Below are 19,393 nucleotides of genomic sequence, written 5' to 3'. Positions count from 1 at the left end.
GAGACATCTCTTGAATACGGAAGGAATTCTTCGTGAAGTCGTCAATTGTTCTGACAGGCTGCCTTCTGGCGGCAACTGCTGCCGCGGCCGAAGGCACCAAGACATCCATGCCCAACCCCGCTGCGACCTTTTGCATTGAAAACGACGGGACCTACCAACTTCGAAAAAACGAAGACGGCAGCGTCTACGGCATCTGCATCCTAAAGGACGGCACCGAGGTGGATGCCTGGGATTACTTGCGCAGCCACTTCGAGAAGTAGCAGCTAGAAGGTCAGCACGCGGCTTTCCGTGACAACCATGTCCAGCGGTTGGTCGGTCAGTTCGAGAGGCAGGTCCGCAGCCTCTTGCGCATCAAAAGCAAAGCCGATGGCAAGCGTCGGGCGTTTGGCGCGCAGACCTTCCAGTGTCCGGTCGTAAAACCCGCCGCCATAACCCAGGCGGCCACCATTTGCATCGAAGGCGACCAGCGGCACGATCAGAATTTCGGGGTCGAAATAGTCATCCACCTGGGGCACTTTTGCACCAAAGGGACCATCCCTGAGCGCGCCTTCTGGTGTCCAGCGAGAGAATTTCAGCGGCAGACCGGCTGCCTGAATGACAGGCACACCCACCGGGCCATAGGCCGACGCCTCGGCCATGGCGGGGACCGGGTCGATCTCGGTCCGGATCGGCATATAACCTGACAGGGGCACACCGCGATGGCCTGCCAGAACCTCGGACAAGCGCCCGGCTGCACCCGGCAAGCGGGCATCAAACGCGGCCTTGCGGCGGGCAAAGGCCGCTTTGCGCGCTGTGGCTTTGATTTCGGTCAGATCGGTCACAGTAGCACCACGCTGGCAAGCCCAAGAAAGATGAAGAACCCCATGACGTCCGTCGTGGTTGTCACAAAGGTCCCCGATGCAAGCGCCGGGTCGATGCCCAAGCGGTCAAGCACGACCGGTACTACCGTACCTGCAAACCCTGCGATGATCATGTTCACGACCAAGGCCGACCCGATCACGACACCCAGGAGCGGAGAATCGAACCACAACATCCCCACGGTTCCCAACACGATGGCGAAACACAGCCCGTTGAGCATACCGACCAGCAACTCGCGCCGGATCACCCGCATCACGTTTGCATTGGTCAGGTCGCGCGTCGCCAGTGCGCGCACGGCTACCGTCAGCGATTGCGTGCCCGCATTGCCGCCCATCGAGGCCACAATCGGCATCAGGATGGCCAGGGCGACCAACTGATCAATCGCCGCCTCAAACTGTGAAATCACCAGCGAGGCACAGATCGCCGTACACAGATTCACCGCCAGCCACGGCAATCGCCGCCGACTGGTTGCCGCCACGCTGTCGGACAAAGAGCTTTCGTTGCTGACACCGGCAAGACGCAGAATGTCTTCTTCGTGCTCTTCATCCAGAACCACCATCGCGTCGTCGATGGTGATAACGCCAACCAGACGCCCATCGGCATCCACCACCGGGGACGAGATCAGGTGGTACTGGTTGAAGGCATAGGCCACGTCTTCCTCGTCCTGATCGACGGGGATACTGTGGAATTCCTCTTCTGCCAGATCAAGCAGCGGCACCTCACGCCGTGTCGCCATCAGCTTGCCCAACGTCACCTGCGCCACAGGCTTCAGGCGCGGATCGACCAGAACAATGTGATAGAACTGTTCCGGCAGATCGTCATTGGCGCGCATGAAATCAATGGCTTGTCCAACGGTCCAATGCTCAGGCGCCATGACGACTTCGCGCTGCATGAGACGACCGGCAGAATTCTCGGGGTAGGACAGCGCCTGTTCGGCGGCGATCCTCTCGGAATCCTCCAACGCGTCCAGAATGGTTTCCTGCTGCGGCTCTTCAAGGTCTTCCAGCAGGTCAACGACATCGTCGCTTTCCATCTCGCGCACGGCTTCTGCCAGAACGTCCGGCTTCAGAACCGAGATCACCTCTTCACGAACCGATTCATCCAGTTCAGACAGGATATCGCCGTCAAATTCCTTGTCGTACAGGCGGATCAGGCGGGAACGGTCAAACGGGTTGATCTGCTCAAGAAGGTCAGCAATATCGGCCGAATGCAGCGGCTCCATCAACTCGATCAGCTTATCGCGGTCGTCAATATCCACTGCATAAAGGATCGCGGCCACAGCCTTGGGATCGAGCGCATAGACGTCCTCATCCCGGGGCGGATCGTGTCCGGCTTCGTCACTGCCTGTCGTCATGCTCTGCCCCTTTTTTTTCGATTTGCCCTTAAATAGAAGAAGCAGCTACCAGAAAACAATGACAATGCGCCGATTTACCCACTTCTTTCGTCCGCCTATGCTAGTGCGCGGTTCCAAACAGGTGGAGAACAGGGAAAATGGCGCAAAAGACGCTTTTGAAAGGGCGTGTTCTGAGTTTCACAGGCTCACCCTTTGACGGAGAGCCGACCGAGGCGACCCGGCTGGACGAAGCGGTCGTGGTCGAACACGGGCGAATTGCAGAGGTCGGCACCGTCGATACACTGAAAAAAGCCCACCCTGACGCAGTCACGAAGGATCACGGAACGCGCTTGATCATGGCTGGGTTCGTCGACCCGCATGTGCATTATCCACAGACGGCGATGATCGCCAGCTGGGGCAAACGGCTGATCGACTGGCTGAACACCTATACCTTCCCGGAAGAGATGAAGTTCGGCGATTTCGACTATGCGACCGAGATCGCCAACCGGTATCTGGACCTCACAACCGCCCACGGCACCACGACCATGTGCAGTTTTTGCACGATTCACCCTGAAAGCGTGGATGCCTTTTTCACCGCGGCGCAACAGCGTGGGCAGCGTGTCGTCGCCGGCAAGACCTGCATGGACCGTAACGCGCCCGAAGGTCTGCGCGACACCGCGCAGACGGCTTATGACCAATCCGCCGCCCTGCTGGAAAAATGGCATCGCGTCGATCGCTTGTCCTATGCGATCACGCCGCGCTTTTCACCAACCTCGACCCCGGAACAGCTCGAGGCCATGGGCGCGCTTTGGGCCGAGCATCCGCATTGTCTCATGCAAACTCATCTGAGCGAGCAAACGGATGAAATCGAATGGGTCCGGTCCCTGTTCCCTGATGCAAGGGATTATCTGGACACCTACGAAAAATTTGGCCTGTTGGGCCAGAACGGCCTGTATGGCCATGTCATCCATCTGGAAGACCGGGAACGGGATCGGCTGCGCGAGGTCGATGCCTCTTTGATTCATTGCCCCACGTCGAACACGTTCATCGGATCGGGATTGTTTGACATGAACGGGCTGATCCATGATGGCCACCGGATCGGTCTGGCCACGGATACCGGCGGCGGGTCCAGCTTTTCGATGCTGCGCACCATGGCCGCCGCCTATGAGATCGGTCAACTGCGCGGTCGTCCCCTGCATCCGGCGCAATTGCTGTGGTTGGGCACGGTCGGATCGGCCCGGAGCCTGCGTATGGACGACTGCATCGGAAACATCACTCGGGGGATGGAGGCGGATCTGGTCGTGATCGACCTCGCCTCGACCCCCGCCATCGCCCAGCGCGAGGCCCATGCAGAAGATGTTTGGGAGGCGATCTTCCCAACCATCATGATGGGCGATGATCGCGCCGTGGCAGAGGTCTGGATCGGCGGACAGCAGGCGACTTAGGCCTGCAACGCCCGGGCAAGCGTGTTCTGGCGTTCGATCACGCGGGGCAGATCGATGGTCGTTATGTGCCCGTCACGCACGATCTGGCGGCCTTCGACGAACAGGTGTTTCACAGACATCGGCCCCGCCAGAAGCAGCGCCGCCGGATCCCAACTGCCCGCGCTTTCGATGCCGCGGGTATCCCACACCGCAATATCGGCACGTTTTCCGGGCATCAGCCGTCCGCAATCGGGACGTCCCAACACATCCGCCCCGCCGCGCGTCGCAATCTCAAGCGCTTCGCGGGCCGACATGGCATCTGCACCATTGGCAACCCGTTGCAGCAACATGGCCTGGCGCGCCTCAAGCATGAGGTTGCCATTGTCATTGCTGGCCGATCCATCCGCGCCGAGGCCAACCTTGATACCGGCATCCCGCATTGCCCGCACCGGAGCTATGCCTGATCCGAGACGACAATTTGAACAGGGGCAATGGGCCACACCTGTTTTGGTGCGTGAAAACAGATCGATCTCGGCCCCGTCCAGCTTGACGCAATGGGCGTGCCAGACATCCGGGCCGGTCCAACCCAATTCCTCGGCATATTGCCCCGGGCGGCAGCCGAATTGCGCCTGCGAATAGGCGATATCCTCATCATTCTCGGCCAGATGGGTATGCAGCATCACGCCCTTGTCCCGCGCCAGCAACGCTGCATCCCGCATCAGGTCCCGGCTGACGGAAAACGGTGAACACGGAGCAAGGCCAACGCGGCACATTGAACCCTCGGATGAATCATGAAACGTATCAACAACCCGGATCATGTCGTCCAGAATGGCGGCTTCCTTTTCCACCAGACTGTCCGGTGGCAGGCCGCCGTCGCTTTCGCCAATGCTCATCGCGCCACGCGTCGGATGGAACCGCATCCCCAACTCGGACGCGGCAGCGATCGTATCCCCAAGCCGCGCGCCATTGGGGTAGAGGTAAAGGTGATCGGAACTGAGCGTGCACCCCGACAGCGCCAGTTCTGCCAAACCGATCTGGGCCGAGGTGAACACTTCTTCCGGCCCAAAACGCGACCAGATCGGATAGAGCGTTTGCAGCCACCCAAACAGCAACGCATCCTGTCCGCCGGGCACCGCCCGTGTCAGAGTTTGATAGAGATGGTGGTGGGTATTTACCAGGCCGGGTGTCACCACACAGCCCGAGGCATCGTGCACCTCACCCTGTGTTTCCAGCCCCCACCCGATCCGGGCAATCTGCCCGTCGCGTACCAGAACATCAGCCCGGGACAACTCTTGCCGGGACTCGTCCATCGTCAGGATCAGATCAGCATTCTTGAGTAGGATTTCCGTCATTTCGCGCTCCTGCATCTGCCCGTCTCATGCAAGAAGTGCGTCAACCGGTGGAAAACGGGCTCAAGAACCGGCCATCACCGGTTTAGTTGCCTTTGGCGCACTGGGCAACAGAATTCAGAACTGGCGGAGTATCTCAAGCGCTGCGGCATGAAGGTCAGCGTTTGCCGCAGCCAAGGCCCGGCCACCTTCATGAGCAGGGCCACCCTGCCAATCGGTTACAATACCGCCGGCCGCCTGAATAACGGCAATCGGCGCCTGAATATCATAAGAGTTCAAGCCCGCCTCGATCACCAAATCCGCCTGCCCGGCAGCCAGAAGCGCATAGGCGTAGCAATCCATTCCATAGCGCGTCAGTTGCACCTGCTCGGACACGGCCTGAAACCCAGCGCGGTCCTTCGGGGTTCCAACCTCGGGGAAGGTGGTAAACAGAGTTGCCTGATCCAGCGTTCTGGTCTTGCGCGTTTGCATTCTGCTGGTGCCCTGCGGACCGGTCAGGTGAGCACCGGAAGACGATCCAACAAAACGCTCTCGGATATAAGGCTGGTCGATCACACCCATGAACGGCCCATCGTGATCGCTCAGCGCTATCAGAACGCCCCAGGTTGGCGTGCCACTGATAAACCCGCGAGTCCCATCGATGGGATCCAATACCCAAGTGCGGCCACTGGTGCCCTTATGCTCGCCGAACTCTTCGCCCAGAATACCGTCATCCGGGCGTTGCCGCGCCAGAACTTCCCGCATCGCTTGTTCAGCGGCCCGATCAGCCACGGTGACCGGGTCAAACCCGTCGGCCAGTTTGTTGGCAGTTTCTAGGTTTGTTTGACGAAAAAAAGGGAGTATGGCCGCTCGCGCTGCTTCGGCCATTTCTTCGGCAATTTCGATATCGCTCGGTGTCGTCGGTTGCATGCCCTTGAGGTGCGGGCAATCCGCGACAAAGTCAAGTCAGTCAGGCAACGTCGCTGAGAACCCGCGCCAGCTCGAACAGGCGGCGACGCTGGTTTTCCGGAATCGCATAGTAAGAGCGCACCAGATCCAAAGCTTCTTTGTCACCCATCAGGTCAGCAGGGACAGATTTCTTGTCCGCGTCGCTTTTCTGGGCTTCTTCCAGACCTTCGAAGAAAAAGCTGACCGGAACATCCAACGCCTCGGCGATGTCCCACAGGCGGGATGCGCTGATTCGGTTGGCACCGGTCTCATATTTCTGGATTTGCTGAAACTTGATACCAACTTGCTGTGCCAACTGCTGCTGGGTCATCCCAATCAGCCAGCGGCGATGCCGAACGCGCTTGCCCACATGGACATCGACGTGATGAGTCATTGGTATTCTCCTATACTACACAAACATCTGCACGGGATTTTGCGACGTCCGATATCGCAATTCTAGAGAGCTCCACTTAACCGCTCCCTAATACGGACTGTACCGCCCCCCCCCGTTTGCAGCACTGACTGTATATAATGCCGGTTTTGAGATTTTTTTCAAGCTGGTTGAGTCCAGCACACCTTACAGGGATTTGTGGTTGTATTACCTTGGGCCTTTGCGCATCTCTTTTTCGGCCACTTGATTTCGCCCCCCCGGAAACTACGGTCCTTTCCCTCTTCGAAGCAAACGGATTGACTTTTCTGACGGCACACGCGCCTATGTCGCAAACTGTTGAGGAACCGTATGCGGGCCTATTGCATTCCATCCCACGGGGCGTCTGCCCGGCTTTGTGACGTGAATAAACCTGAGCCGGGAAAAGGCCAGGTGCGGGTCGCGATAAAAGCTTGTGGCCTGAACTTCGCTGACCTGCTGATGCAGAAGGGCTCGTATCAGGACACTCCACCTGCCCCGTTCACTCTGGGAATGGAGGTCGCCGGCGTCGTGGATACAGTCGGACCCGGAGTTTCAACGCTGAGGCCGGGCGACCGGATCGCGGTCTATTCAGGTCAGGGCGGGTTGGCGGAATACGGCGTTTTCGACGCGGACCGCGCGATCCTGCTGCCGGACAGCACCAGTTTCGAAGATGCCGCCGCCATCCAGATCGCATATGCGACCAGTCACATAGCCCTTGAACACAGGGCGCGTCTGCAATCCGGCGAAACCCTTCTGGTCACGGGTGCTGCAGGTGGCGTTGGCCTGACCGCCGTCGAAATCGGTAAACTCATGGGCGCCACAGTTATCGCCCAGGCACGAGGCGAGAACAAGCTAGCCGTTGCCAGAGCTGCCGGTGCCGATCATCTGATCGATGCTTCCGAAGACTTGCGGGAACGGGTCAAGTCTCTGGGCGGCGCGGATGTCGTCTATGACGTCATCGGCGGAGATGTGTTCAAGGCCGCTTTCCGCGCCACCAACCCCGAGGGACGCTTGCTGCCCATCGGATTTGCCGGGGGTGACGTTCCGCAGATCCCCGCCAATCATCTGCTGGTCAAAAACCTGAGTGTGATCGGGGTTTATATCGGCGGATATCTGAAGTTCCGCCCCGAAGCTGTGCGCAACAGCTTTGAAACCCTGTTCAAATGGCATTCAGAGGGCCGGATAAAACCGCACATCAGTCATGTCCTGCCACTTGAAGACGTCGCACACGGAATGCAGCTGTTGAAAGAGCGCAAATCGACAGGCAAGATCGTGATCACGCCCTGATCGCGATCACCCAACCACTGCCCGCAATTGGGTACCGCCCAGCAGTCTGAAGTTCTGACGTACCAACTGGGCCAGAGCCTCGACAACCGCATCCCGGCCCGGCTCCCCACCGTATAGATTGATCATATGCGCTGGCAAATCCGGCAGAGCACCGCCCGAGTCGATCTGTTCAAGATGTGCGGCCTCGGTCCCGTCCAGCATTGCGTGTACGGCAAGATCGGCACTGACCGTGGCTTCTATTGTACGGTCGTTTTCGGTTTCTACCGACAGTTCCCACGGTATTCCGGCGGCATCCAGTGCTGAAATGACCTGCGGTCTGAACAGACAGCGCCGTCCAAGTGCCAGAGGCAACGGACGTTTGCGCCATGCAGATCCGCCCGGCGCACCAATCCAGCGCAACGGCAACTCTGCTATGGTCTCCGCGCCATCGGCCGAAGACGGTTCGGTCGTCAGGATCACATCACATTCGCCCCGCTTGTACATGTCTTTCAATTGCAGTGAATAGGACGACACCAACTGCACCCTGACGCGGGGAAAATCGGCGTTGAACCGCTGTAGGACCCGAGGGATCGCGGGGTAGACGATGTCATGGGGAACGCCCAGAACCACCTCACCCTCAAAAGCCTGGTCGGTGAGTTTCGAGATAACTTCGTCATTCAAGGCAATCATACGGCGCGCGTAAGCCAACAGCTGCTCACCGGATGCGGTCAGGGCAATTGTTCTGCCGCTTCGGTCCAGCAACTCCAGGCCCAACAGCTCCTCCAGCCGTTTCAGCTGCATGGAAACCGCAGATTGCGTCAGGTGCAGAAATCCGGCAGCGCGGGTAACGCCGCCTTGATCCGAAACCGCCACAAAGGATCGCAGGGTGGTAATGTCCAAGTTTCGCATCTTCACGATTCCTTATGCATTCCATCAAAAATATTCGTTTTAAAAATATGTCATACTCACCCATATCAATCAAGGAAATTGATGACAACCGGCGAAACCATCGAGAATGCAGAAAGGACAAGTTATGACCCAACTCGCGATCCATCATCCTTGCAAACCAGCCAAACGTTCTTTTGTGACCCTGATCTCTCAAGCCTTCGAGCTGACCAGACAGCGGCGGAAGCTGGCACAGCTGGACGACGCCGTGCTGGAAGATATCGGCGTGACCCGGGAAGAAGCATCTGCAGAAGCAAATCGCTTTTTCTGGGATGCCCCCCAATTCTGGAAAAGGTAACCGTGAAACTCATATTTTTATGGCGATAGGAGGCCTTGAGTAGCCTGTCGCCATTTTTGTTGCGTGTTTTAGTCGGTTTTCGCCCGGAATCTCTTGAAACACAGCCCCTTGTTGCCGATATTTAGATGGAAAACCGCCCCGCATAGCCGGGGCGATGTAACTTGACGACTAGGGAGACCCTTTGATGGCACAATTCGATACGATCCGGACGGCATCCGGCGCGCGCGCCGCCGAGATTGATCAGGGCCTGCGCGCCCACATGAACAAAGTCTACGGCACGATGTCCGTCGGCATGCTGATCACTGCACTGGCGGCATGGGCTATTGCGGGTCTGGCTGTTACCAGCGATCCAAGCAACGCGGTCGCACAGATCGGCGCAGATCGCTATCTGACCAGCCTGGGCGGCACGCTGTTCCTGTCACCGCTGAAATGGGTGGTCATGTTCGCGCCGCTGGCCTTTATCCTCTTTGGCTGGGGTGCCCTGATGCGCCGCGGCTCGGCGGCGACAGTTCAGCTTGGCTTCTTCGTCTTTGCCGCCGTGATGGGCATCTCGATGAGCTCGATCTTTCTGGTCTTCACACCCTACTCGATTACCCAGACCTTCCTGGTGACGTCGATCGCCTTTGCTGGCCTCAGCCTCTATGGCTACACCACAAAGCGGAACCTCAGCGGAATGGGCACCTTCCTGATGATGGGTGTGATCGGTCTGCTGGTTGCGATGATCATCAACCTGTTCCTGCAATCTGGTGTGATGATGCTGGCCATTTCGGCCATCGGCATCCTGATCTTTGCCGGTCTGACCGCGTTCTACACACAGGACATCAAGAACACGTACGTCGCCCATGCTGCGCATGGCGACCAGGAATGGCTGGACAAAGCGGCCTTTGACGGCGCGCTGAGCCTGTACATCTCGTTCCTGAACATGTTCCAGTTCCTGCTGATGTTCATGGGCCAGCAAGAATAGCCCTTGTTGACACCTGAATTGGTTTGGGGCCGGTCATTGACCGGCCCTTTTCTTTGCGCACCGGACTTCTTTTGCCCGGAAATGAAAAGCCCCGCCTGACCAGGCGGGGCTTTCTGTTTCCGAAGCGTTTATGTGTTCAACTGCAGTTTAGCGGTATGGCAAAGCCCGAGCTCTTCTCGGATGTACCTTTGCGGAAGACATTGCCAGCCGGCAGACAGCCGGTAAAACGCTCTGTTTCTTCCGCAAAGCTCACACCGATCGAATTGTCGACTTTCACACTGTTGGAGGGCGTGCGCAGCACACCAAACAAAGTGCCGTTCACGCTGACAGTGCTCAGGAACAGGTTCGTGTCGCTACCTTGCAATTGCACCGCGTTGTCTGGCGTCTGGCCGCCGTTATCGATTGCAACCGATGCTACCTTGGAAGATTCCACCTCATCACTCAAAAGCGTGACTGTCCGCAGTTCCGCCAGTTCCGCAGGAACGTTGGTCGCATCTGGCAGAAAGGCTACGGCTCCGGGTACGTCCGAAATCGTGCGTGGTTCGCCATCGATTCCAGTAAACCCGACACCTTCGCGGTTAAACGGGTCTTCACAGGCCGTTAGGGTTAGAACGGCGATTGTGGATAACAAGATTTTTTTCATGGCGGTCAACATTTTGTGGCGGTTTGCTGAAACGTACTTGCAGGTCCCCACAAAAAGCAAGCCGCAGGGGATGCGATTGCACCAAACGCTGATGCGCCACTGCAACGGACTGCTTGGATTGCCACCTGTCAAAAACAGGAAATCAGAACTGAAAAAGGGCTCTGTGAACCAGAGCCCTTTTCGGAATTTCCATTTGGAACGGCAGATTACTTGATCTTGCCTTCCTTGTACTCGACATGCTTGCGAACGACCGGATCGTATTTACGAATGGTCATTTTCTCAGTCATGGTGCGCGCATTCTTTTTGGTCACGTAGAAGTGGCCCGTGCCCGCGGTCGAGTTCAGACGGATCTTGATTGTCGTCGGCTTCGCCATGGTTATCTCCTGCGTCCGAAAAGGCAGGGGCCTTTCGGTTGAATTCCTATGAGCGTGCGCTTTTACGCGCTGCACCGCCCATGTCAAGGCCAATCCGATGATACCGGCTCAGGAATCGGGTGCAGATTCAACCAGGCAGTGTTGGAGCGCCCATATAGGTGTGAATTTGGTCTCTTTCAGCGTCCGAAAGGCCCAACGCGGTGGACAGTTGCCGCAGGTATGATGCCTCGCGCGTGTTATCCAGACGGATCGCGGCCAGAGATGCTGCATAGATCTGCGTTTTGAACGGCGTACCAGAATCAGCCGCCAATCCCATTACATCAATCGGTGCGTTCAGCTGCTCTTGCACGAAAGCGCGTTCCTCATCGCTGATGTCATCGCCCAATTCACCCAGAATGATTTCCTTTTCCTGTTCGTCCAGTTCGCCATCCGCCTTGGCTGCCTGAATCATCGCCCGAAGCATCAGCTTCGCCTGCTCTTCCATTGCCGCACCCGCGGGCGTGCCGCCGAATACGGTTTCCATCATGTCACCTGTTTGTTGGTTGGCCGTCTTGGCGGCCCCCTGCATGGCATTCAACAACCCACCCAATCCGGCCGCACCGGTTGCGCTGCCGCCGATGCCCATCTTGCTCATCATGTCTTGCAAGCCTGACGCGCCACCGGGCAGACCAAACTGCTCTGCCATTTTGCCTAGCTGATCCACGCCAAAACCGCCGCCGGCGCCCTGCATCATGTCCTGCAGGCCAGCCATGCCGCCCATCTTCTGATATTTGTCCATGCCCTTGGCAGCAGCAAACCCAATGGCCACGGACGCCAGCGTTTTCATAAAGCTCATAATCAACCTCCCGTTTCAAAAAAATTGGTGCCGCAAGCCTAACAGCAGAATGGAAGCACGAATACCGCACTCAACCCCAGCGCGACTGACGCGCACTATAACGTCTGGAGAAGGCGGGTTATTTGCCATGATGTTTGTACATATCACGCTTTCGTGATAGGTTTGCGTATCCAAGAAGCCGAATTCAGGCTCGAAGGCCGAGGCAGTGCCAAGTGGGATTGATCCGCATCGAGCAGGGGTGTTTTGCGTGACTTTTCTTGGGGGCTATCATGACAGAATGGGCTATTCAGGCCGAAGAACTGGCCAATTGCAATTGCAATTTCGGTTGTCCGTGTCAGTTCAGCGTACTTCCGTCTCACGGAAACTGCGAGGCGGTTGTCGTTTTCGACATTCAAAGCGGTCACTACGGTGACACTGATCTGGGCGGGCTTCGGGCGGCAGGGGTTTATTATTGGCCGGGACCAATTCATGAAGGGAATGGTCAGATGCAGCTGATCATTGATGAAAGCGCGACGGCTGAACAGCGGGCCGCGTTGCAAGCGATCATGACCGGTCAGGATACCGATGAAATGGCCACGTTCTGGTATGTCTTCAGCGCCATGGCACCAACGAAACACGAAACACTTTTCGTTCCAATCGAGCTGGATTGGAACCGCGAAGAACGTAGCGGATACGCCAAGGTTGCCGGGGTTTTCGATGTTGAGGTCAACCCGATCCCACATATCGTATCGGGCGCACCTCACCGCGCGTCGATACAATTGCCGAATGGCTTTGAATACCGCCATGCCGAGGCGGCATCGGGCAGTGCGACGACAACAGGCGGTCAGATCAGCCTGACCTTTGACGCGACGCACGCTCATTTGGCGCATCTGAACATCTCGGGCCACGGCGTTCTGGGCGCTTAGGCGGAGACCTCCCATGACCAGACAAAACAAATCGTCCCGGGTTGGGGCGGTTGAACGGTTGTTGAGACAGGACAACGCGATTGTTTTGGGAAGTGTTCTTCTGATTATTCTCGCAGCAGCCTGGTACACGATAACCGGTATCGGAATGACCATGTCTGCGGTCGAGATGACCCGAATGGCCGGCCCGGTCGGAGATCCCATGCAAATGGGCTCTGGGTCCGCCTGGAGCGCAAACTATGCCTTGCTGATCTTTCTGATGTGGTGGGTCATGATGATCGCCATGATGACCCCGAGCGCTGCACCTGCCGTTCTTCTGTTCATCGCGATCAAGCGGATAGGGCCTGAAAAGCATCGAACGGCAACGTTCGGATTCTGTTTCCTGTCAGGTTATCTTGTTGCCTGGGGTGCATTCAGTCTGACCGCAACTGCGTTGCAATGGGGGCTGGAGCATGTCGGTCTGTTCGACGGTCCAATGATGACGATCAGTTCCGGTGTCTTCGCAGGAAGTATTCTGCTGGCTGCCGGTGCCTATCAGTTTTCAGGTTTGAAGAACGCATGCCTGCGCCACTGCCAAAGCCCTGCACGTTTCCTGGCCGATCACAACCGACCTGGACCATTCGGGGCGTTCCGAACCGGTGCGGAACACGGCACATATTGTCTGGGGTGCTGCTGGGCACTGATGTTGCTGCTGTTCGTAGGAGGAATCATGAATCTCTACTGGATTGTCGGAATTGCCGCCTACGTCGCGCTGGAAAAGCTCCTGCCCAGGGCCCGGTGGCTTGTTCCCGTGACTGGCTTGGCGCTGATCAGTGCTGGCCTCTGGTTCATCACTGCACCGTTGTTTTCTGGCATCTGACGCCCGTCCGCCAAGGGGTCGGTAGACGATAAACCCCTGCACTGTTTCAACAAATAAACGGAGAAACCAATGCCTATTTTCATTACTTATGCATCCTACTCGCAGGCTGGCGTCCAAGGGATGCTGCAAAAACCTGAAAACCGCACCGGGCCGGTGAAAGCCTTGCTGGAAAAAGTAGGTGGCAGACTGCTGTCCTTTTACATGACAACCGGCAGCAACGACGTGGTCGTGATCAGCGAAGCCCCCGATGGAACAGACGCTGTGGCCGTTGGCATGGCTGTCGCCGCATCGGGTGCAGTGACGAACATAGAAACCGTTCGTGCCTGGACCGCGGACGAGTTCACGTCGATAACCGAAAAGGCAGCAGCGCTGACCGGTTCCTACACGCCGCCCGGAGGATAGGAGGGTACGCGCGGAGGGCCTGTAAGCCGGATCTTGTTCCGGGGTTTCCCCCTTCGATGACCATTCCTCTAGGCCGCGCATTGCTGCGCGGCTCAAGCTGCCAACCCGGTCCCTCTCGGCCAAGACAGGCTTAGCGGCGGTTTCGGCTGGTGCCGACCTGTCCGCGCGGGGACCCTATTTGGCATTGCTCCCGGTGGGGCTTGCCGTGCCGCCCCTGTTGCCAGCGGCGCGGTGGGCTCTTACCCCACCGTTTCACCCTTACCTTTGACCGAAATCGCAGGCGGTCTGATTTCTGTGGCGCTTTCCGTCGGGTTACCCCGCCCGGGCGTTACCCGGCACCGATGTCTTGTGGAGTCCGGACTTTCCTCTCGGGCCTTGCGACCCCAGCGGCCATCCAGCCCTCCGCGCTTGGGCTGGTTAGGCTTTGCGCCCAGCGGCGTCAAGGGATGATGGTTCAAAGAAGGGGCCAGCCCCTTCTTTGCCTGCGGCCAATTCAACCCCGGGATATTTTCGGCCAGATGAAGTGCGGATCAGGAGTGCCGGATCAACGGGGCGAGATCGGCTTGCTGCAATGGCCCCCTGCCCCATGGGCGGTATCGAAGGCGGACGGCACGTAACAGCGTTTCATCGTCTACATCAGCGCTGAAACCGGCGGCTTGAGCCAGATTTCGGAACTGGTCCTCTGATGCAGCTTGCGGGCCAAGGGCATATCCGCGTGGCGTAGCCAGCAAGTTGCGCTCCAGCCGCAACCAGTCAAATCGCGGACCGGGGTCAAATTTGCGCCCAGGCGCCATGTCCGAATGGCCGATAACGCCATTTGGTAAAATGGCCCAACGGTGCATTATCTGATGCAACAACTGTTCGAGCCTGTGCAATTGGGGTTCCGAGAACGGATGCTTGCCGGTGTTGTCCAACTCGATGCCAATGGAACGGGAGTTGATGTCGGTCTGACCGTGCCATTCTCCGGCACCCGCGTGCCAGGCCCGGTCTTCTTCGCGCACCATTTGCCAAAGCGTGCCATCATTGCCGATCAGGTAATGGGCCGAGACCTCGGCCTCCGGGTCGCACAGACGATCCAGAGCCGCCTGCGCGTTGTCCATCGCGGTGTAATGAATCACGATTAAAGATGGCGTCAGCCCATCCCGGCGTTCACCAAAATTGGGCGACGGATGCCAAATGGGCGAGGTTTCAGTTTCTGACGGCACTGCGGAACGGGCTTGGGTCCCAGCCACACGCATAGCCGTCCCCATCCGGGTCCAGACCTTTACGGTCGCGCTGTGGGCCGCCATTGGACAGAAACTCGATCTGAGCCTGATCCGGGGATGGGAATTGCGCGCAGTTCCTCTGAGCTTTGGCCTGAAGGTTTAAGCCCGAGCGGCTGTAGAGTTGGGTGCCAACGGGATTGGACGTGCTCAGCGCGTATTGCACAATGTTTGTCTGGCCGCTCGCCGTACGCTCGGGCACTGCCGTCGGGGCCACGAGCTCATACGTCTGGCGGTTCTGCTCGATTCGGACGGCGTCGGTTTCGATGCTGCGACGTTCGGACACGGCGGCAAAATCCTGTTCATCCGAAATCGCGCCAGTGTTCGCCACGGGAACCGCCGTAGCCGCGGCTGGGTTTTGGCCAGATGTGATGGCCAATGCTGCCGCGGCCTGGTTGGCGATATCCGCGTTTTCACCCGTGGCAACAGTCGCCGCACCGGGAGCGCCCAGCGGTTGTTGTGACACATCGACCGGAGCCAGCAGAGGGTTGCCGACCGCACCTTGACCTGCCAATTGAGCTTCTCGCTGCGCCTGATATTCAGGCGTGTTGAAACCTGTGCTGGTCAGCGGCGCGACGTCTGTGCATGTAGCTGCCAGTGTCAGAGCGGGCACCAAAAGCAAAACGCGCATTGTTTGGCTCCGTGTCTAGATATTCTGTTGCCTTAGGCTTACCACCATTTCCCGGGTTTGGCCACAAAACCGGCTGCGTTTTCCAGCGCATAGGCGGTGTTGAGCAGATCGCCTTCTTCCCAAGGACGCCCGATCAGTTGCAAACCCAGCGGAAGGCCTTGTGTATCCAGCCCGGCGGGGACCGATATTCCGGGCAATCCGGCCAGGTTCACAGTCACTGTAAAGACGTCGTTCAAATACATTTGAACTGGATCTGCCTCGGTCATTTCGCCCAGACCGAAGGCTGCCGATGGGGTCGCCGGGGTCAGGATGGCGTCGACTCCGGCCGCGAACACGTCTTCGAAGTCTTTCTTGATCAGCGTGCGCACCTTGCGGGCACGGTTGTAGTAGGCGTCGTAGAAGCCCGCCGACAACACGTATGTACCGACCATGACCCGGCGTTGCACTTCGTGACCAAAGCCCTCGGCGCGGGTTTTTTCGTACATCTCGGTGATGCCATCCCCCTGCGCCAACTGCGCACGATGCCCATAACGGACACCGTCATAGCGGGCGAGGTTCGAAGACGCCTCGGCCGGGGCGATCACATAGTAGGCTGGCAGCGCATACTTGGTGTGCGGCAGTGAGATATCGACGATCTCGGCACCCGCATCCTTCAGCATCGCGGCACCGTCGGCCCAGAGCTTTTCGATCTCTGCGGGCATGCCGTCCATGCGGTATTCCTTGGGGATACCGATCTTCTTGCCCTTGATGTCTCCGGTCAGCATCGCTTCGAAATTCGGGACGGCCAGGTCCGTACTCGTCGAATCCTTGGCGTCATGACCGCACATGGTTTCCAGCATGATCGCGGCGTCGCGGACGTTCTTGGTCATCGGGCCGGCCTGATCCAGCGAGGATGCGAAGGCGACAATGCCCCAACGGGAGCAGCGACCATAGGTCGGCTTGATGCCGGTGATGCCGACAAAAGCCGCGGGCTGGCGGATGGAACCGCCGGTATCGGTGCCCGTTGCCGCAAGGCACAGGTCAGCGGCCACAGCAGACGCAGATCCGCCGGACGAGCCACCCGGCGTCAGCTGCGCATCATCGTTGCCACGACGCCATGGGCTGACGGCATTGCCATAGACCGATGTTTCGTTGGACGACCCCATGGCGAATTCGTCCATGTTCAGCTTGCCCAGCATCACTGCGCCTGCGTCGGCCAGTTGCTGCGAAACAGTGGATTCGTATTCCGGCTTGAAGCCTTCAAGAATGCCCGACGCGGCCTGCGACGGCACGCCCTTGGTGCAGAATAGGTCCTTGATGCCGATCGGCAGGCCACACATAGACGGAGCGTCGCCACCCTTGATCCGTTCATCCGCAGCCTTGGCGCGTTCCATCGCGATCTCAGGCGTCTTGTGGACGAATGCGTTCAGCGCATCTGCTTCATCAATGGCTTTCAGGCAGGCGTCTGTCAGCTCGACAGAAGTGACGTCGCCGGCTCGCAATGCGTCGCGGGCATCGGCCAAGCCAAGTTTGTTCAGTTCGCTCATGTCTTACTCCACCACTTTGGGGACTGCGAAGAACCCTTCACGGGCGTCGGGGGCGTTGGCCAGAATCTTGTCCTGCTGATTGCCATCAGTGACTTCGTCCTGACGACGCTTGAGGCGCATGGGTGTGACCGAGACCATCGGCTCGACACCTTCCACATCCACTTCGTTCAGCTGTTCGATGAACCCTAGGATGGTGTTGAACTCGGATGCCAGCGCCGGCAGCGCGTCATCCTCGACCTTGATCCGGGCCAGCTTGGCCACTTTGGCGGCGGTGCTTTGGTCAATCGACATCGGCTTCCCTCATCTACGTTAAGGGGCGTTTACCCGTCTGTTGCGACAGTCGCAAGACCGCCGCGCCACTGGCAGGTCCGAGTTTTGGAGTCCTCCTCTTCTCTTGCCATTCAAAACTGAATGAGTGGTATGCGAAAAAGTAAACTGAATAGTTCGTTGCGGATCTTGAAAACTAAACTGTACTGTTCATTTTATTTGTGCGACATAACGCAAACCGGAGAAAAAACATGAAACCCCTGATAACAGCCGCAGTCTTGTCCGCCACGTTTCTGGCCGCACCGGCCATGGCCTTGGGTATCGACACAAGCAACCTGACACGCACGTTGACCTTCCCGTCCCCTATTGCGGAACCGGTCACGCAGGATCAGGTTAAACCTGCCAGCTAAAGCGCAGGTCCCGGCCGGGTCAGATATCCCCTCTCTGACCCGGCCGTTTTTCATTTTCGAGGATGCACATCCCAGGGCAAGCCGTTAGCATGACGTCGAATGACGAACAGAACTGCGCCGAGGTTTCGTAGTTCAGGCAAGCCAGTGGAGCAGAAAATGAGCACGCAAAAACAAGCGGTTCTGGACGCAATCGACGCAGCCAACGCAAATGACCCCAACCAAGACGATGGCCGCCCCGCGGCGCTGTTGTATGGCGAACGCATGAGTGCCGAGCTGGACCGCCTGTTTCCGGAAGCTTCTGACGCCCTTCAGATCGCCGCGCGCGGGCAGCATGTTGAGCGTTGGAAACTTGCCCGCAGTGAATACCCCGAAGGCCGGGCGGGATATTTGGCCTGGCGCAAGGCGCAGGGCGAACACCATGCCGAAGTGGTCATGGGCTTGATGTCCCGTGAAGGTTATGACGCGGAACAGGTTGAGGCCGCAGGGCGCATGTTGCGCAAACAGGGCCTCAAGCGCGACGCAAAGGTACAGGCGCTGGAAGACGTGATCTGCTTTGTATTCCTGAAATGGTATTTCCAGCCCTTTGCTGCGAAACACTCGGCCGAGAAAATCCAGAGCATCGTCGAAAAGACTGCCCGCAAGATGTCGCCCGACGGCCGCGCACGGGTATTGCGCGAATTCGATCTGCCCGATCATCTGGCCGCGGCCTTTCAGACCTGAACACGGACCAATGCGGATTCGCCGACCTCGTTTCCATGAGACGCGGGATGGCCGGAAAGGACCATTCCGCGACTCAAGGCCCGAGGCCATCGTCGAAACGGCCCCTTATGAGGGCCGTGCGATACACCTCAATCATCCAACCCAGCATGATGGCATTCAGGACATGCCACATGAAATGCGTCCCCATCGGCCATTGCTTGCAAATTTGCAAATCGAGCGCACGGAAAGTGATCGATAGAATCAGGATCAGGGCACCGAGCGTCATCCCTCTGGCCAAGTTCGGGTCATTGCCCCGCATCAGGAACGCGTAGATCAGGATCAACAAAGGGACCGGCGCATAAGCCGCCGACCCACCAATCCCTGGCACACGTTGGAACAATGGTGCAACGGCCGCCGCATAGGGAAGAAACAGAATCATACCGACGAAGGCCAATCCAGACGACATGCGACAGATGTCCCGGTTCACCGCATATATATAGACCAATATGAACAGCAGGATCGGCACCACGTCCGCCAATGCCGCCCACACCCGGGCATGGGTGTGAAACAGATAGCTGCCGATCCCAATCATGGCCAGAATCACGACCAGACCCTTGGCCAGCGGCATGTCCTGATCGCGTACGCGCCGCCACATGATCCATGCGGCAATCATAAAAGCAGCGTTTGTGATCGCATTGATCGGCTCGGCCCAATAGTCCGCCGACAAGCGTTCGCAATAGCCATCAATTTCTCGAATCCAGTCCATGGAATTTTACATAGCCGATGCTAGGCTGCTGCCAAGAGACCTTA

Annotated in this window: 24 protein-coding genes and 1 other RNA gene; 10 read left to right on the top strand and 15 right to left on the bottom strand. The window is 58.1% G+C overall.

From position 1 onward, the window contains the following. The first annotated feature begins 32 nt into the window (after window positions 1-32). Complete coding sequence (locus AC2FLP_RS00350) at window positions 33-260, top strand: putative hemolysin (protein ID WP_254683768.1); 228 nt, start codon at window positions 33-35, stop codon at window positions 258-260. Window positions 261-263: 3 nt separating this feature from the next. On the opposite strand, the gene AC2FLP_RS00345 is transcribed toward AC2FLP_RS00350, so the two are convergent. After that, window positions 264-821 (bottom strand): 5-formyltetrahydrofolate cyclo-ligase, encoded by a 558-nt coding sequence (locus AC2FLP_RS00345; RefSeq protein ID WP_496681501.1) that lies wholly within the window; start codon window positions 819-821, stop codon window positions 264-266. Then, a complete protein-coding gene (gene mgtE, locus AC2FLP_RS00340; RefSeq protein WP_496681504.1) occupies window positions 818-2,212 on the bottom strand; it encodes a magnesium transporter in 1,395 nt (464 codons plus the stop codon). The genes AC2FLP_RS00345 and mgtE overlap by 4 nt, the downstream gene beginning before the upstream one ends. Before the next feature lie 137 nt (window positions 2,213-2,349). Between mgtE and guaD the strand changes: the two genes are divergently transcribed. Beyond that, a complete protein-coding gene (gene guaD / locus AC2FLP_RS00335; RefSeq protein WP_496681507.1) occupies window positions 2,350-3,636 on the top strand; it encodes a guanine deaminase in 1,287 nt (428 codons plus the stop codon). On the opposite strand, the gene AC2FLP_RS00330 is transcribed toward guaD, so the two are convergent. The 3 genes from AC2FLP_RS00330 to AC2FLP_RS00320 all read right to left on the bottom strand — a co-directional run bounded on the left by AC2FLP_RS00330 (window position 3,633) and on the right by AC2FLP_RS00320 (window position 6,285). Then, the gene (locus AC2FLP_RS00330) at window positions 3,633-4,967 is read right to left on the bottom strand and encodes an 8-oxoguanine deaminase (protein WP_496681509.1); all 1,335 of its coding nucleotides are present in this window, start codon (window positions 4,965-4,967) and stop codon (window positions 3,633-3,635) included. The two genes, guaD and AC2FLP_RS00330, sit on opposite strands and share 4 nt — an antisense overlap. A gap of 114 nt (window positions 4,968-5,081) precedes the next feature. Further along, window positions 5,082-5,873 (bottom strand): histidinol-phosphatase, encoded by a 792-nt coding sequence (gene hisN, locus AC2FLP_RS00325; protein WP_496681512.1) that lies wholly within the window; start codon window positions 5,871-5,873, stop codon window positions 5,082-5,084. 40 nt (window positions 5,874-5,913) lie between these two features. Further along, window positions 5,914-6,285: a helix-turn-helix domain-containing protein gene (locus tag AC2FLP_RS00320; RefSeq protein WP_170343628.1), complete on the bottom strand. Its 372-nt coding sequence runs from the start codon at window positions 6,283-6,285 to the stop codon at window positions 5,914-5,916. Between the two features lie 345 nt (window positions 6,286-6,630). On the opposite strand from AC2FLP_RS00320, the gene AC2FLP_RS00315 reads away from it, so the two are divergent. Beyond that, window positions 6,631-7,587, top strand: coding sequence for an NADPH:quinone oxidoreductase family protein (locus tag AC2FLP_RS00315; protein ID WP_496681514.1), 957 nt, complete (start codon window positions 6,631-6,633; stop codon window positions 7,585-7,587). Window positions 7,588-7,593: 6 nt separating this feature from the next. On the opposite strand, the gene AC2FLP_RS00310 is transcribed toward AC2FLP_RS00315, so the two are convergent. Further along, entirely contained in the window at window positions 7,594-8,475 is an 882-nt protein-coding gene (locus AC2FLP_RS00310; RefSeq protein WP_117868247.1) for a LysR family transcriptional regulator, read from the bottom strand. A gap of 124 nt (window positions 8,476-8,599) precedes the next feature. Between AC2FLP_RS00310 and AC2FLP_RS00305 the strand changes: the two genes are divergently transcribed. Both AC2FLP_RS00305 and AC2FLP_RS00300 read left to right on the top strand, forming a co-directional pair. After that, a complete protein-coding gene (locus AC2FLP_RS00305) occupies window positions 8,600-8,809 on the top strand; it encodes a DUF1127 domain-containing protein (protein ID WP_496681517.1) in 210 nt (69 codons plus the stop codon). Window positions 8,810-8,993: 184 nt separating this feature from the next. Continuing rightward, window positions 8,994-9,773: a Bax inhibitor-1/YccA family protein gene (locus AC2FLP_RS00300; protein WP_117868245.1), complete on the top strand. Its 780-nt coding sequence runs from the start codon at window positions 8,994-8,996 to the stop codon at window positions 9,771-9,773. Window positions 9,774-9,909: 136 nt separating this feature from the next. Here AC2FLP_RS00300 and AC2FLP_RS00295 read toward each other — a convergent pair whose 3' ends face one another. From AC2FLP_RS00295 to AC2FLP_RS00285, 3 genes are all read right to left on the bottom strand, one after another. Beyond that, window positions 9,910-10,416: a hypothetical protein gene (locus tag AC2FLP_RS00295; RefSeq protein ID WP_162896730.1), complete on the bottom strand. Its 507-nt coding sequence runs from the start codon at window positions 10,414-10,416 to the stop codon at window positions 9,910-9,912. 206 nt (window positions 10,417-10,622) lie between these two features. Beyond that, window positions 10,623-10,790, bottom strand: a complete 168-nt coding sequence (gene rpmG / locus AC2FLP_RS00290) for a 50S ribosomal protein L33 (protein WP_037309480.1) — start codon at window positions 10,788-10,790, stop codon at window positions 10,623-10,625. A gap of 127 nt (window positions 10,791-10,917) precedes the next feature. After that, on the bottom strand, window positions 10,918-11,625 hold the full coding sequence (locus tag AC2FLP_RS00285) for a tellurite resistance TerB family protein (RefSeq protein ID WP_299895013.1): 708 nt from the start codon (window positions 11,623-11,625) through the stop codon (window positions 10,918-10,920). Between the two features lie 269 nt (window positions 11,626-11,894). On the opposite strand from AC2FLP_RS00285, the gene AC2FLP_RS00280 reads away from it, so the two are divergent. The 3 genes from AC2FLP_RS00280 (at window position 11,895) to AC2FLP_RS00270 (ending at window position 13,788) form a co-directional block, all read left to right on the top strand. Then, window positions 11,895-12,530, top strand: coding sequence for a DUF1326 domain-containing protein (locus tag AC2FLP_RS00280; RefSeq protein ID WP_299640183.1), 636 nt, complete (start codon window positions 11,895-11,897; stop codon window positions 12,528-12,530). Between the two features lie 13 nt (window positions 12,531-12,543). Continuing rightward, entirely contained in the window at window positions 12,544-13,386 is an 843-nt protein-coding gene (locus AC2FLP_RS00275; protein ID WP_496681521.1) for a DUF2182 domain-containing protein, read from the top strand. A gap of 69 nt (window positions 13,387-13,455) precedes the next feature. Then, window positions 13,456-13,788, top strand: coding sequence for a GYD domain-containing protein (locus AC2FLP_RS00270; protein WP_299895019.1), 333 nt, complete (start codon window positions 13,456-13,458; stop codon window positions 13,786-13,788). Window positions 13,789-13,794: 6 nt separating this feature from the next. Here the strand turns inward: AC2FLP_RS00270 and rnpB are convergent. The 5 genes from rnpB to gatC form a co-directional block, all read right to left on the bottom strand. After that, an RNA gene (rnpB, locus tag AC2FLP_RS00265) (RNase P RNA component class A) lies at window positions 13,795-14,194 on the bottom strand. A 124-nt stretch (window positions 14,195-14,318) separates the two neighbouring features. Continuing rightward, a complete protein-coding gene (locus AC2FLP_RS00260) occupies window positions 14,319-15,026 on the bottom strand; it encodes an N-acetylmuramoyl-L-alanine amidase (RefSeq protein WP_299895022.1) in 708 nt (235 codons plus the stop codon). Continuing rightward, window positions 14,977-15,681: a hypothetical protein gene (locus AC2FLP_RS00255; protein ID WP_299895025.1), complete on the bottom strand. Its 705-nt coding sequence runs from the start codon at window positions 15,679-15,681 to the stop codon at window positions 14,977-14,979. The genes AC2FLP_RS00260 and AC2FLP_RS00255 overlap by 50 nt, the downstream gene beginning before the upstream one ends. Window positions 15,682-15,719: 38 nt before the next feature. Continuing rightward, on the bottom strand, window positions 15,720-17,207 hold the full coding sequence (gene gatA, locus AC2FLP_RS00250) for an Asp-tRNA(Asn)/Glu-tRNA(Gln) amidotransferase subunit GatA (protein WP_496681525.1): 1,488 nt from the start codon (window positions 17,205-17,207) through the stop codon (window positions 15,720-15,722). 3 nt (window positions 17,208-17,210) lie between these two features. Next, window positions 17,211-17,498, bottom strand: a complete 288-nt coding sequence (gatC, locus tag AC2FLP_RS00245) for an Asp-tRNA(Asn)/Glu-tRNA(Gln) amidotransferase subunit GatC (RefSeq protein ID WP_117868236.1) — start codon at window positions 17,496-17,498, stop codon at window positions 17,211-17,213. 227 nt (window positions 17,499-17,725) lie between these two features. Here gatC and AC2FLP_RS00240 point away from each other — a divergent pair, with 227 nt between their 5' ends. Continuing rightward, window positions 17,726-17,884, top strand: coding sequence for a hypothetical protein (locus AC2FLP_RS00240; RefSeq protein WP_162896729.1), 159 nt, complete (start codon window positions 17,726-17,728; stop codon window positions 17,882-17,884). Between the two features lie 156 nt (window positions 17,885-18,040). Beyond that, window positions 18,041-18,604, top strand: coding sequence for a DUF4202 domain-containing protein (locus AC2FLP_RS00235; protein ID WP_496681527.1), 564 nt, complete (start codon window positions 18,041-18,043; stop codon window positions 18,602-18,604). A 73-nt stretch (window positions 18,605-18,677) separates the two neighbouring features. Here AC2FLP_RS00235 and AC2FLP_RS00230 read toward each other — a convergent pair whose 3' ends face one another. After that, window positions 18,678-19,349, bottom strand: a complete 672-nt coding sequence (locus AC2FLP_RS00230) for a ceramidase domain-containing protein (protein ID WP_496681529.1) — start codon at window positions 19,347-19,349, stop codon at window positions 18,678-18,680. Window positions 19,350-19,393 lie beyond the last annotated feature (44 nt).

It is taken from the genome of Ruegeria sp. CDSA141 (assembly GCF_059612005.1).
Note: the sequence above shows the minus strand (reverse complement) of the source record. Positions and strands in the feature narration are given on the sequence as shown.